Below are 14,576 nucleotides of genomic sequence, written 5' to 3' on the forward strand. Positions count from 1 at the left end.
GGGGCAGCATGTGCGCCGGGTGGCGGAAAGCTCCCGATTGCTGTCTCCTCGGAAAACTATCCTCACTTGAGGCCATGCCTTGCGGAGCCGTGAAACCAACCACTTCAGCATGGCACCAGCATGTTTGGCTGCGTCGATGTTGGCCGGGCGCAAGTAGGACACCAAAGGTTGGTCGCCACAAAAAACGTACAGAGGCAAAAAGCAATAATGGTCGTAATAGCCGTGAAAAAACCGACGATCCTGTTTCCCGTGAACAGGGTCGTCGGTGGCATCAAAATCCAGAACCAACTCTTTGGGAGATTCTTTGAATGAGGAAATAAACTGATCCGCCATCACGTTGTGAAAGGCCCAAAATATCTCCCGGTCCGCTTTGTTTTCCCAGCGGCACAAGGTCGAACTGCTGGCCAATCGTTCATCCCGGTCAACCCCAGTCTGAAATCCAGGATCATCACGAAGGGTCAGATGATCATTCAAATCCTCGTAACCCAAAGCAATTCCAAAAACCCTTTGCCGAACCAAATCATGAACGGTGTGAATGACCTTGTCAGGATCCCGATAATCTTTCAAACAACTGGCTACGGCAGCCGTCAAACCCAAAAGCCGATCCGTTTGCCTCAAAAGCAAAACCCCACCATCGCTGGTGACATCTCCTCCACTAAATTCACCCTCCACCTTGCGCCGTTTGCAGGCTGGAAATCCAAACAATTGTCCGGTACGATCTGTCATGGTGAAACCTCCCCTTTGATATGGTGTAAGCAACTAAATTATAAGGGATTATACGAGGTTTCACCACTTTTATAATGCAATATCCGGGCTAGTTCTTTCCGGGTGGGAGAGGGCGTTTTGTGGATTCTTTTTTTGGCAGGTACTATATGATTGAATGTTTTTTAGATAAAGCGGAGCGATCCGGCAGGCAGTTCATCTGGTTGCGCTGATCCTCTCCCTGGTTGTTGGTTACAGCGACCCCTTGATTTGGCGGATGGGAACATCATCCTGACCAGATGTTACCAAACGTATGAGCTGTTTATTGTGGTCCAGAGGTGTCTCTTTTTGTTGGATCTTTTTTTCCCCCACACCTGTAAGAAGAGATGCCCCCACTCTTCCCGGGTCGGATCGACCAAGCCCTTTTTTGTGAGATGGCCATTTCCGCGTAGAGGTTGAACGGTTGCCCTTCAAACCCCATCCATCAGCTGTTTCCAGGCGTAGAAAACCCGGGTACCGCCGCGCCTTCTGGCAGCTGTCGGTGGGGTTGCTCTGTCTGTTGGTGGCAGGAGAAGCTTTCCCCCGGGACGAGCGTCAGGTGGCTTATGCCGTCAAGGCAGCCCTCATCTTCAAGCTGGCCAAATTTATCGACTGGCCAAAAAACGTGGTTCAGAGTGAGACCCTCCATTTTTGCCTGGTCGGACCTGATCGTTTCGGCACCTCTCTTAAAACCTTGGTACGTAAGCCGGTTAAGGGGATGCAGGTGATCAATCTGGGGGGGCGGGGGGAGGAAACGGGTCTGGATGGTTGCCAGATTGTTTTTTTCAGTGACGATAATCCAGAGAAGCAGCAGACGTTGCTTTTACAATATGGTCGCCACCCCATGATGACCATCAGTGATCAGCCCGGTTTTTTGCAACGGGGGGGGATGCTCTATCTGGGCCGTAAAGGCAAAAAAATGGCCATCACCATTAATCGATCCGCCGTGCAAAGATCCGGCCTGCAAGTGAGTGCTCTGCTGTTTCAGTTGTCCCTGGTGGTGACGGATGATCTGCCGGGGAGAGACCGATGAGATGGGGGCGTAAGGGGATGTTTAAAAGCTATTCACAGCTCTCTTTGGCGGACAAACTGCGCGCTCTGGTGTTGATCACCACCACCAACGCATTGCTCTTTTCTTCCCTCATTCTGGTTTCAGTGGAAGTCTATTCTTTTGTGAAAGAGTCCCGGGAGCAAACGGCGGCACTCTCCCGGATTATCGGCCAGAATACCAGCGCCGCTTTGACCTTTGACGATGGGACGTTGGCGATCTCGGTTTTGGATAGCCTGGATGCGGTCCCCGGCATTCTTTCAGCCCGACTCTTTAACGCCCAGGGGGAGATTTTTGCCGATTATCTGCGGCCCGGTTCCTCCAGAGCCCCACTCAACCAACCTTATCAAGGGTGGAAACCCCTGAAGGGAGAGAAGGGGCGGCAGGCCTACTATCGCTATCAACTGGACAGAATGTTTATCGAAAGTCCGGTGGTTTTTGATGGGGAGGTCATCGGCCATCTTTCCCTGAGTGCGGATTTGACCCCGCTCTTTAGCAATGTACTGATTTATCTGGCCATCGTTTTTACCGTGGTGTTGATCACCCTGTGGCTGGCAGCTTTTCTTTCCCGCCGACAGCAAAATCGCATGATCGAACCCATCCTGGTTTTGTCCAAGGGGATGGCGGATGTCTCCACCCGAAAGGATTTTTCCATTCGGGTGGAGCACGATGCCCAGGATGAACTGGGGGGGTTGATTACCGGCTTTAACTTTATGCTGGAGACCATCAGCGAGCGTGATCAGGAACTGGAACGTTACCGCTCGGAGTTGGAACTCCAGGTGGACAAGCGCACCCGGGAGTTGACCAATCTCAACCTGGATCTCAAGGAGGCGGTCGCCCAGGCGCTACAGAGCAAGGAGCAGGCTGAAACGGCCAACCAGGCTAAAAGCGACTTTTTGGCCAAAGTGAGTCATGAGGTCCGCACCCCCATGAATGCCATCATCGGCATGGCTGAATTGATGATGACCCAACGGCAGGATTTGACGGAAAAGCATCAGCATTATGTGAAAACCGTCCTGCGTTCCGGCCGGTTGCTGCTGATTATCATCAACGATATTTTGGACTTTTCCAAGATTGAAGCAGGCCGCTTGACCCTGGACCGGCAGGCCTTTGATCTCAAGCTGTTGCTGGCGGATCTGGCCGATCTGTTCCGGGAGCGCATCGAAAGTTTGGGGCTCCAGTTTGAATTGACCACCGACAACGCCCTTCCCAGCCACTATTGGGGCGATCCCAACCGTTTAAGCCAGATTTTGATCAATCTTTTGGGCAACGCCCTTAAATTTACCGAAGAGGGGTCCATTATTTTGCGGGTGGGGGTGATGCGTCCCAGCACCACCACCCCGATGATCCGTTTTGAGGTTCAGGATACCGGTATCGGCATCTCCGGGGAGGTCAAGGAGAGCATATTCGGCGCTTTCAGGCAGGCGGACGACTCCATCAATCGGCGCTTCGGCGGCACCGGGCTGGGCTTGGCCATCTGTAGCGGTCTGGTGGAGCAGATGCATGGTCGCATCGGTGTTGAAAGCGAAGAGGGGGAAGGGGCGCGTTTTTGGTTTACCGTGCCCCTGGAACGCTCTACCCGGGAGCAACTCCCCCAGGAACGCCGGACCACCCCCACCGCTTCTGCCGATGATCTGGAAGCGTTTGCCCAATACAGCGCCAAAGTGCTCCTGGTCGAAGACAACATGGTCAATCAGGAGGTGGCCAAGGGGACTTTTACCCTTTATGGCTGCCAGGTGGTGACCGCCAACGATGGTCGCCAAGGGTTGGAGGCCTTTGGCAAGGAGTCCTTCGATCTGGTTTTTATGGATTGCGGCATGCCGGTGATGGATGGTTTTGAGGCAACGCGACAGATGCGCGCCTTGGAAGAGAAGAGCGGGCGCACGCGCACTCCCATCATCGCCCTCACCGCCCATGCGGTGCAGGGTACCCGGGAATCCTGCACCCGGGCGGGTATGGATGATTTTGTCACCAAGCCTTTCCATCTGGGTCAAATTCGTGCGGTATTGGATCACTGGCTGCCCGACTCCACCCACAGGCCTCCCCTGCCTCCGGCATCCCTGGCCACCTCTGACCAAACCGGCCTCCCGGCGGCCTCTTCCCAAGAGAGCCCGGCCCCTGAGCTGGATTTGGAAATCATTCAGCGTTTGCGCGCCATGGGAGAGCGGACCGGCAGCGATATTCTCGGCAAGATGATCCAGCTGTTTATCGATCAAGTGCCCAGCCAGATGGAAAAGATCCAGCTGGCCTCAGCGGAAAAAAATTGGGAAGTGGTTTGGACCACGGCCCACAGCTTGAAATCAGCCAGTGGGAATTTGGGGGCGGGGGGGCTGTCGGACCTTTTCCGCCAGTTGGAGCACGATGCCAAGGGGGAAAAAGAGGTGGAAAATCTCCTGCAACGCATCACCGAGCAGATCCCGGGGGTGGTGGCGGCGTTGAAAACGCAACGTGAGACCTGATTCATTCAGGCCGTTTTTTTTAATATATGGATGTTTTTCCGACAGAACGAATGGAATACCCAAAGGTTGGTCCCATGACAAACAGACCCAAGCCCCTTTCAGGCTCCCGCATTTTGATTGTGGATGACGAGTTTGCCGAGCGACTCCCCATGCGCGCCACCCTGGAAGGGGAAGGATTTGAGATCGAGGAGGTTGAAAACGGGCAGCAGGCCTTGGATATACTGGAAAAAGAACATTTCGATGGCATTGTGCTCGATGTGGTGATGCCCGGCATGAACGGTTTTGAGGTGTGCCAACGGATCCGCCGGTTAGCTACGTGTCGCCTGCTGCCGATCCTCATGGTGACCGGTCTGGATGATCACGGCTCCATCAATCAAGCCTATCAGGCGGGGGCGACCGATTTTTTGACCAAGCCGGTCAACTGGGATCTGGTAGGGCATCGGGTACGCTACCTCCTGCGTTCCAGCCGCGCCGCCCGGGAGTTGGACGATAGCCGGCGGGATCTGGAGGAAAAACAGAAACTGATCGACTCCTTTGTTGAAAATTCACCCTCTGCCATCAGCATCAAGGGGTTGGACAGGGTCTACCAGATGGTTAACCCGGAGTTCGAGCGCTCCTGTGTCAAGTCGGTTGCAAGTGTCCCGGGAAGTGTGGATGGGGAACTGTTCCACGCTGAGTATGCTGAAATAATTCAGAAAAATGACCAGACAGTCCTGGAAAAAGAGAGCCCCATGCGTTTTGAGGAGTTCTGCCGCAAGGGGGGCTGCGACAAAATTCAACTCTCGGTGCGCTTTCCCATCGTCGGCTCCAATGGCCAACCCACCGGCATCGGTTGCATCTCCACCGACATTACCGAACTCAAAAGAGCCCGGGAAAGTTTGCTTTTGGCCAGAAATGTGATCGAAAGCACCCATGAAGCCATTGTCATTACCGATGAAAATGCCAATGTTCTGGATGTTAACAGCGCCTTTGTAACCATGCACGGCTACTCCCGGGAAGAGGTGCTGGGCAAAAATCCGAAAATGTTGCAGTCCGGTCGCCACGACGAGACCTTTTTTCAGGAGATGTGGCAGGGGCTGGCCAAGGAGGGCCTCTGGTCGGGGGAGGTGTGGGACCGGCGGAAAAACGGCGAGATTTTTCCCAAACAGCTGACCATCTCTTCCGTGGCCAATCGCCAGGGTCAAATCCAATATTATGTCGGCATCTCCAGGGATATTACCCGACAAAAGGCCACCGAGGAAAAACTCCATCAGTTGGCTTTTTACGATCCACTGACCAACCTGCCCAACCGCACGCTGTTTCGGGATCGATTGATGCACGAAATCGACCTGGCCGCCCGGCGGGGAGATGAGTTTGCGGTGCTCTTCATCGATCTGGATCGTTTCAAAAACGTCAACGATTCCCTGGGCCATGAGGTGGGGGATGAGCTGTTGGTTCAGGTGGCCCAGCGTATCCAGAGCTGTCTGCGCAAGAGTGATACTGTCGCGCGTATAGGCGGGGATGAATTTACGGTGATTCTGGCCACGGAAATGGGCTCCCACGGCTATGGCCAGGTGGCGGACAAGATTATTCAAAAGCTGCGTGAGCCTTTCATGTTGCGGGATCGGCAGTTTTTTATCGGTGCCAGTATCGGCATCGTGCTCTTTCCGGGGGATGCCGATAGCTTTGAGCTGCTCACCCGCCATGCCGACACCGCCATGTATCGCGCCAAGGCCTCCGGTGGGGGCAATTATCGCTATTTTTCGCCGGAGATGGATGCAGAAAACATGTTTCGGCTCTCCCTGGAGGAGGAGTTGCACCAGGCTTTGGAAAAAAACCAGTTGGCGCTTCACTATCAACCCAAGATCGATCTTGCCTCCAATCGGGTGGCGGGGGTAGAGGCGCTGGTGCGTTGGCAGCATCCCGAGCGGGGCATGATCTCCCCCGCTGATTTTATTCCCCTGGCTGAAGAGACCGGTTTGATCGTGCCTATGGGAATTTGGGTTCTCAAGACCGCCTGCCAACAAGCCAAGGCCTGGATCGACCAGGGATTTGAAAATATTCGGGTGGCGGTTAATCTATCCGGTCGCCAATTTCAGGACCCGGAACTGTTGGCCAAAATCCGTAATCTCCTGGAAATTCATCAGCTGCCTCCCGGAGCCATTGAGCTGGAAGTGACCGAGAGTGTGGCCATGGATGATGTGGAAAAAACCGTGGCCATTCTGGATGATTTTCGTAAGCTGGGGCTGCACATTTCAGTGGATGATTTTGGCACCGGCTACTCTTCGTTGAGCTATCTGAAGCGGCTGCCTCTGGACAGCCTCAAGGTGGACCAATCCTTTGTTCGGGATTTGACCCGCAACTCCGACGATGCCGCCATTGTCGACTCCATCATCTCCCTGGCTCGGGCCATGGATCTCAAGGTGGTGGCCGAAGGGGTGGAAACAGCCCTGCAATTGGAATTTTTACGGGAAAAACTGTGCAGTGAGATCCAGGGGTTTTATTTTTCCCGTCCCCTGCCGGCACAGGATGTGAGTCTATTGTTTGATCAATTGTTCGATAGCGGGAGTTGATCTGATCTTGGGCATGAAGCGGCTGAAACAGATTTGGCCATAAAGTCTGTTCAACGGGTAGGGTGATCCAAAAGCCGGTAACCTTACCGGCGTTGGAGAGCGAGGGGAAAGTAGACCATGGCGCAAGCCGAAAAGCCGCGTATTTTGATTGTCGATGACATGGTCATCAACATCAAAGTGCTGTCGGACCATTTGAAACCCCACTATCAGGTTCAGGTAGCCACCAACGGCCCCAAAGCCCTGGAGATTGCGGCGGAGGAGCCCCGGCCCGACATGATCCTCCTGGATATCATGATGCCTCAGATGGATGGCTATACTGTTTTGACCCGTTTGCAGGCCGATCCCGGTACTCGAGACATTCCAGTGATTTTTTTGACCGCCAAGGATGCCGAGGAGGATGAAACCCGGGGGTTGGCCATGGGGGCGGTGGATTATATCACCAAGCCCTTCTCTCCCCCCATCGTCAAAGCCCGAATCAAAACCCACCTCTCTTTGCAGCAGAGCATCCGGGAGATGATGCGGGCCCAGCTGAAAGCCCAATCCCTGCAAAAGCAGGTGGGGGCGCTCAACAGCAACCTGGTGAAGGAAGCGCTGAAAAACCCGGAGGCTTTTGCTGAAATCGTCACCATCAGTCCCCAGATGCGGACCATTTTTCACTACATGGAGGCGATTTGCGATTCCGGGGAGCCGGTGTTGGTGACGGGGGAGACCGGAGCAGGCAAGGAGTTGATCGCCCGGGGGTTGCACCGTCTGGGAGGAAGAGCTGGCAAGCTGGTCTCGGTGAATCTGGCTGGCCTTGATGACGAAACCTTTTCCGATACCCTGTTCGGCCACACCAAGGGGGCCTTTACCGGGGCCAATCAGGATCGCAAGGGGTTTATCAGCCAGGCCGAGGGGGGAACGCTTTTTCTGGATGAAATCGGCGATCTGCTACCCGCCTCCCAAATCAAGCTGTTGCGACTTTTGCAGGAAAAACTCTACTACCCGTTGGGGGCGGATACCCCCAGCCGAATGGACGTGCAGATCATTGCCGCCACCCACCGGGATCTTCAGGCCCGGATGAATGAAGGCCATTTTCGTCAGGATCTCTTTTTTCGACTTTCAGCGCATCATATTCGCATACCGGCTCTGCGGGATCGTCGGGAGGATATTCCACCTCTCACCTTTCATTTTTTGGAGGAGGCGGGCAAAGCCATGGATCGTCCCCCTCTGGACCCCCCACCGGAGCTGCTCCAGCTGTTGGAGACCTACCATTTTCCCGGCAATGTGCGGGAGTTGCGCGCCATCGTTTTTGATGCCGTGGCCCAGCATCGAACGGGGGCGATCCTCTCCATGAAAAGCATCCAAAAAACCATCGAGGAGCGCCGCTCTGGTCACCATGGCGCCACTCGGTCGATCTTGAGCAGCACGCCCGATCACTCCTCTTTCCAGATTGAAGGCTCTCTACCCACCCTGGAGGAGGCTGAAAATGTGTTGGTGAGCGAAGCGATGCGCCAAGCCAAAAACAATCAGGGGATTGCCGCCTCCCTCCTGGGGATCTCCCGTTCCGCTTTGAACCGCCGTTTGAATCGTCGTCTGAGGCATCTGCTCGATACCCAAGAGTGACCCGAATCCTCTCTTCCCCCACCCGCCCCTTGAGGCTTCTGTTCGACACCCACAATCCAATCCAGTCCCTTCGGGAGCGCTCCCTTTCAGGGGGGTGCACCAAAGTGAACCTGTGCACACGCTGTGGTTGACCTGAATGATTGTCGTAACTTGATGAAAATCAAATCTATTTGATCATCTGTCCCTATTTCTGGCAGGCCCCCCCTGTGCAAAATGGTCTACCCATTTCCGGGGTCGGAATCACTTCTTTGGTGAAGGATATCTGGCTGTTTTGTAAGGTTATCTTCAGGTTTGTGTGGGTTTGGTCCGGTTCTTGTTCTGTAAGGGGCAGGGGAAGAGAGCCCATCCGGGGTGTTCCAAGCCTGGATCCGGGTAACCTCTGGCACTTGGAAAGTGGGTCTATCTCGATGGTGGGTAAGGAGACGATGCTCAGGCAGGCCTGTTTTTACATTTTAAGAGTGTTTTTGTTGCATGGATAAAATATGGCAGAGAAAACAAAAAACGTGATACCGTGGAGAATTAGGCGTTAAATGCCACATTTCGCTCATAGGTTCCTTCCAGGTCAATTTGCCAAGCCGGTTTGAGTGCGGTTTGAGAGGCTTGCTTCACTTCTGCTGAAGGGCAATCGATCTGATCTTTTCAGTTTCAGGTTTGCCCAAGCAGGGGTTCCACTGGATGGTACAGCTGGATACAAAAATAACGGTACGAAGGGGAGGATCATGAATCAAGTTGGCAGGAAGAGTAGCAAAGGTTGGATCCCGAAGGGCGTTTTGGGGCTGTTGGCGGGCTTTTCCCTGATCGCCAGCGCCCAGGCCGAAACCTTCGACGATGTGTCGAGTGATCGCTGGGGGTATGAATATATTGAAACCCTGGCTGAAAATGCCATCACCAGCGGCTGTGACAGCTCCAACTATTGCCCGGACAGTGATCTGCAACGGGCGGAGATGGCGATTTTTCTGCTGCGGGCGCAATATGGCTCGGACTATTCTCCTGATACTGCCACCGGCAGTGAATTTGACGATGTCTCTTCAAGTTTTTGGGCGGCCAGCTATGTGGAGCGGCTGGCGGAACTGGGTATCACCGCTGGTTGTGACGACAGCAACTTTTGCCCCAGCCGGGACATCACCCGCTCGGAGATGGCGATCTTTCTGCTGCGCACCAAATATGGCTCGGATTATTCCCCCCCCACAGCCACCGGGACTGTTTTTGGGGATATCTCTTCGGACTATTGGGCGGCTTCATTTATCGAGCAGCTGGAGACCGAAGGGTGGGCGGACGACACCCTGGATACCACCCGGGAGTGCGACGACGGTGATTTTTGCCCCAGCCTCACCATCAACCGCGCTGAAATGGCGGTTTTTTTGGTTCGGGTCTTTGAGCTGACCGGCAGCAGTGATACCGGCTCCGGCTCCGATGTTGAATTCAGCGCCTCCCCCACTTCCGCCGCCATGGCTGCGGATGGCACCTCCCAGCAGGCGTTTGTCCTCTCCGGTGGTGACGAGGACCGCACCTACACCTTCACAGTTGCCAATTCCGGCGGTGGTTTTGCTTCCACCGACAACAGCACCGACACCATCACCTATACCGCCGGTTCCAGCAGCCAGACCAGCGACATTCTCACCGTCACCTGGATCGATGATCAGAATGCCACCGGCACCGTTTCCATTCCCATCTATCTGGGTGAGGAGGCGGGAGCGGGCAGTGGCAACTCCGTGATCTATGTCGATGACTCCGCCACCGGCAACAACAGCGGTGTCGCCTGGGCCCACGCTTTTACCGACCTCTCCGATGCCTTGGACAGCGCCTCATCCGGTGATCAAATCTGGGTGGCAGCGGGTACTTATACCCCGTCCAGCATTCCTTCCACCGTTCCGGATGAGGGGACGGGCAGTCGTTACTACGCCTTTGAGATGAAGGAGGGGGTTTCCATTTATGGTGGTTTTGCTGGCAGCGAAATTTCCCGGGAGGCCCGGGATTGGGAGGCCAATGAGACCATTTTGAGTGGGGATCTGGGTACCCTGGATGACACCAGCGACAATGCCCATCATGTGGTTTACGGTGCCACGGATGCCCTGCTTGATGGCTTCATCATTGAGGATGGCTACGCGATCCTGGAGGATGGCGAAGTGAGTGTGGGCGGCCCGGAAGAGATTTTCGGGCTCAGTTCCGATGAGTATACCCTGCTGCGCATCCTGAATGGGGTCTGGAGCGTCGCCGGTGGCGGCATGCTCAACATCCAGGTGGATCCCACGGTCCGCAACGCCACCTTCCGCAACAACACCGCTCAGAAGGGCGGGGCAGCCTACAACATGGTGCGGGATGTCTATCCCGACACACCTGGTGATGACCTTCAAGCACCGCGTTTTGAAAACGTCCTCTGGGAGGATAACTATGGCACAACCCGGGGTGGCGCCATCAACAACGACTTCAACACCGACAGCGTTCATGTCAACAACATTTTCCGTGGCAACGAATGTCCGGCCAAGGGTGGGGCGATCTACTCGGATGCAGGCAACCAACCCGAGATCGTCAACTCCCTCTTCTACGACAACGACTCTGAGCGGGGGGGCGGGATTGTCAACGACGGCACCACCTCCAGCAAGATGATCTACGTCACCATCGCCGAAAACAATTCCGACGATATCGGTGCCGCTCTCTATCAGGGAACCTATTCCGCCGGGGGATCCACCAACGATCCCCAAGCGGTGGAGAGCTTGATTCTCGGCAACACCACCGGCTCCTCGCCATCCTCCATCAGCAACTGGCACGATGATGCGGTGATCAACACCGACTCCATCATCGAAGAGACCGATGGCACCTACACCCTGACCGAGGTGTTTAACGATCCGGACAACGACGATTATGAGCCCATCGGCGACTATGCCGACAAGGGATGGAGCTTTACCCGGGTGGTGGATGGGGCTTTCGATACGCTGGATAACTTGACCAGCCGCGAATCCTCTGTCGATGCCGGTAACGATGCTTTTGACTCCTTATATCCCACCTTTGCGCCGGAGGCTGGGCCGAATGATTCAGCGGTGCTCCATGTAGACGCGGGTGTCTCTGCCAGTGGCGATGGCTCCAGTTGGGATTCTGCCTACCAGGGGCTGGATGAAGCGTTGGAAAATGCCCGGGAAGGTCAGGAGATCTGGGTGGCTGAGGGAACCTATAAACCCACCAGCGACAGCGACCGTTCCGCCGCATTTGTGATGTTGGAGGATATCAACGTCTATGGTGGTTTCTGCGGCACCGAGAGCAGCACCGATGAGCGGGGCGACAGCTGTCCGTCCGTGCTCTCCGGTGATATCGGCACCGAGGATGACAGCAGCGACAACTCCTACCATGTGGTGGTGGCTGCTCCTTCGGGTACATTGGATGGTTTCACCATTGAGGAGGGTAAAGCTGACGGTGACTATTGGCACGCCAGAGGGGCCGGGATGTTGGTCTATTTTGGCAGCTCGCCCACCTTGAACGACATCACCTTCCAGAACAACGAAGCCATCGAAGGGGCCGGGCTCGCCGCTTATGACGATGCCATGCCGACTTTGACCGACGTTGTTTTTATCGACAACACCGCTGAACGGGCGGGTGGGGCGCTCCTTCGGGATGGTTCAAATGCGACGCTTACCAACGTTACCTTCACCGATAACACCGCCACCGACCGGGGTGGGGCGCTCTATATCGACTATGGCGCAAGTCCCACGGTGACCTCCTCCACCTTCACCGGCAATGTCAGTACGGGCAATGGCGGCGCAGTCTATATCGACGACAACGCCTCCCAGGTGGGGAGCACTTCCCCTTCCTTTGATAGTTGCACCTTCAGCAACAACGTCACCTCCATCCGGGGCGGAGCCATGGCGGTTTATAACGAAGTGACCGAAGTGACCCTTGTCGACTCCACCTTCACCGGCAACCAAGCGGTCTCCGGCGGTGGCGCGATCTCCATGGACTATTCCGCGACGCTCTACTACGAAAACAACACCTTCACCTCCAACACCTCTACGACAGGTGAGGCGGATGTGGATGTGAGTGATGATTCCACCTACGCCGAATCCGGTTCTGAAGGGACCGGTGATGGGCCTCCGGATGGCGAAGGGCCTCCGGATGGTGAGCCGCCCACCAAATCATAAACCCCTCCTGGTTGGCTGCGTTGGTTGGATCGGCGCAGCCAGCCAGTTTTTTCCCTTGATCGTGAGTTCCTGGTCATACCGGCCTTTCTGCTAAGCTGAAGAGTATGATCAAAGGCTTTTCAACGATCATCTTGCACACCTGAAATTTTAATTCACTTCAAAATCAAGGTTTTCCAGAAAAATTGGGTATAGGAGACATGGCGATGAAGATCAGGATCAACAACACCTTTACAGCGTTTCTTCTGGCGGGTGCACTGGTCAGCCTGGCCAGCGCCAGTGAAACCCACGCGGCACAATATGTCGCTGTCGATACCGGCCAAACCGACTGCTACAGCATGCAGGGGGAAGTGATCACCTGTCGTGCTGAAGGTGAAATGCTTTATGGTCAAGATGCCCAATACGATACCAATGCCCCCAGCTTTACGCTGACGGATGATGAACTCGTCACCGACAACAATACCGGGCTCATGTGGCAGAAGGCCCACAACGAAACCAGACTCAACTATGACGCTGCTACCACCGCCTGTAGCGAGTTGGTGTTGGGGGGCTACAGCGATTGGCGGCTGCCCAACATCAAGGAGTTGATGACCATCGTCGATTTTTCCGGTACGGTTTCTGATAATGATGCGACTGAGCCGGATGATCCCTATGTTTTTGAGGACTATTTCGACATCGGTTATGACGAAACCCTGGCGCTGGATGGTACCCACGTCACCCAGATGATGGGGCAAACCTGGTCTTCTACAGCCAGGCCGGACCTCTCCACCTATAACTATTTTTACAATTTTCTGGATGGCCACCTGAAGAGCGACTCCAATTCCGATGAACTCGCCACCATGTTCTACCGCTGCGTGCGGGGGGATGAGATCGGCACGACTGGAGATTATACCGATAACGGCGACGCCACCATCACCGACAACAACACCGGAATGATGTGGCAGGAGTCCAATGGTGAGGAGTCGGATGGGGATTATCAGTTTACCTGGGCCAATGCCCTGGATTATTGCGAGAATCTGGAGCTGGCCGGGCACACCGATTGGCGACTGCCCAACGTCAAAACCCTGCACACCATCGTCGATTATACCAACGCTGATGAAGCCATCGACACCGACACTTTTATCCATAATGTGGATACCCAGAACACCGGTCCCTTTTTCTGGTCCAGCACCAACGATGAATATTTTGTCGACTATGCCAACTATATCTGCTTCGGGCCGTGTTGGAACTACACCTTTACCATGGATGTCCACGGTCCCGGGGCGCAACGTTCCGAATATCGGCGGGATAACGGCAATCTGCCTGAATCCATGGGCGATCAGGAAGATTTGATCCAGGCCGACAACTATGTCCGCTGTGTCCGGGACGCCTCAGGGGATGATGCTGGCACCAGCAGTGGGGAAGAGACCTTCGCCGACGTATCAAGTGATCGTTGGGGGTATGAATATATCGAGATACTCGCCGCCAACAGCATCACCAGCGGTTGTGACGCGGAAAACTATTGCCCGGAGAATGAACTCCAACGCTCGGAAATGGCTATTTTCCTGCTGCGCTCCAAAAATGGCTCCAGCTATGTGCCGTCATCGGCTACGGGGACGGTGTTTGACGATGTCTCCGCTGATTATTGGGCTGGAAATTTTGTCGAGGATCTGGCCGATCAGGGGATCACCAGCGGCTGTGACGACAGCAACTTTTGTCCAAGCCGGGAGATCACCCGCTCGGAAATGGCGATCTTTCTTCTCCGGACCAAATATGGCTCCGACTATACACCCTCCACGGCGACAGGGACGGTTTATGGCGATATCTCCTCCGACTATTGGGCGGCTTCGTTCATCGAGCAGCTCTATAATGAAGGTTTCGCCACCGACACGCTGGATACCACCCGGGAGTGCGACGAAGGCAACTTTTGCCCCAGCCTCGCCATCAACCGGGCGGAGATGGCCGTCTTTTTGGTAAAGACCTTCGGGCTTGAATAAAGGGATTTTAGGGGAAAGAGGGGCTGGGGCAGCCATGACAAAACCGTTTGGTCGAAATGAGATGGATC

The 14,576-nt window shown here is 55.0% G+C and carries 7 protein-coding genes; 6 read left to right on the forward strand and 1 reads right to left on the reverse strand.

The window, feature by feature from the left end; genetic code table 11:
- Nucleotides 1-726, reverse strand: a 726-nt coding sequence (locus tag HQL52_10425; protein MBF0369862.1) for an IS1380 family transposase, incomplete at its 3' end; no start/stop codon positions are given.
- A gap of 439 nt (nucleotides 727-1,165) precedes the next feature.
- On the opposite strand from HQL52_10425, the gene HQL52_10430 reads away from it, so the two are divergent.
- From HQL52_10430 to HQL52_10455, 6 genes are all read left to right on the forward strand, one after another.
- Nucleotides 1,166-1,774 (forward strand): YfiR family protein, encoded by a 609-nt coding sequence (locus HQL52_10430; protein MBF0369863.1) that lies wholly within the window; start codon nucleotides 1,166-1,168, stop codon nucleotides 1,772-1,774.
- A complete protein-coding gene (locus HQL52_10435; protein MBF0369864.1) occupies nucleotides 1,771-4,248 on the forward strand; it encodes a response regulator in 2,478 nt (825 codons plus the stop codon). Before HQL52_10430 ends, HQL52_10435 begins: the two co-directional genes overlap by 4 nt.
- Before the next feature lie 74 nt (nucleotides 4,249-4,322).
- Nucleotides 4,323-6,800 carry an EAL domain-containing protein gene (locus HQL52_10440; protein MBF0369865.1) on the forward strand — a complete coding sequence of 826 codons (2,478 nt, stop codon included), beginning with the start codon at nucleotides 4,323-4,325 and terminating at the stop codon, nucleotides 6,798-6,800.
- Nucleotides 6,801-6,917: 117 nt separating this feature from the next.
- Entirely contained in the window at nucleotides 6,918-8,405 is a 1,488-nt protein-coding gene (locus tag HQL52_10445; protein ID MBF0369866.1) for a sigma-54-dependent Fis family transcriptional regulator, read from the forward strand.
- Between the two features lie 719 nt (nucleotides 8,406-9,124).
- Nucleotides 9,125-12,535, forward strand: a complete 3,411-nt coding sequence (locus tag HQL52_10450) for an S-layer homology domain-containing protein (GenBank protein MBF0369867.1) — start codon at nucleotides 9,125-9,127, stop codon at nucleotides 12,533-12,535.
- A gap of 203 nt (nucleotides 12,536-12,738) precedes the next feature.
- Complete coding sequence (locus HQL52_10455; protein ID MBF0369868.1) at nucleotides 12,739-14,508, forward strand: DUF1566 domain-containing protein; 1,770 nt, start codon at nucleotides 12,739-12,741, stop codon at nucleotides 14,506-14,508.
- The last annotated feature ends 68 nt before the right edge of the window (nucleotides 14,509-14,576 follow it).

It is taken from the genome of Magnetococcales bacterium (assembly GCA_015232395.1).
GTDB lineage: Bacteria > Pseudomonadota > Magnetococcia > Magnetococcales > JADFZT01 > JADFZT01.

Coding starts and splice junctions, on each gene's coding strand:
- HQL52_10435 (MBF0369864.1), top strand. CDS start 1,771: ATGAGATGGGGGCGTAAGGGGATGTTTAAAAGCTATTCACAGCTCTCT.
- HQL52_10440 (MBF0369865.1), top strand. CDS start 4,323: ATGACAAACAGACCCAAGCCCCTTTCAGGCTCCCGCATTTTGATTGTG.
- HQL52_10445 (MBF0369866.1), top strand. CDS start 6,918: ATGGCGCAAGCCGAAAAGCCGCGTATTTTGATTGTCGATGACATGGTC.
- HQL52_10450 (MBF0369867.1), top strand. CDS start 9,125: ATGAATCAAGTTGGCAGGAAGAGTAGCAAAGGTTGGATCCCGAAGGGC.
- HQL52_10455 (MBF0369868.1), top strand. CDS start 12,739: ATGAAGATCAGGATCAACAACACCTTTACAGCGTTTCTTCTGGCGGGT.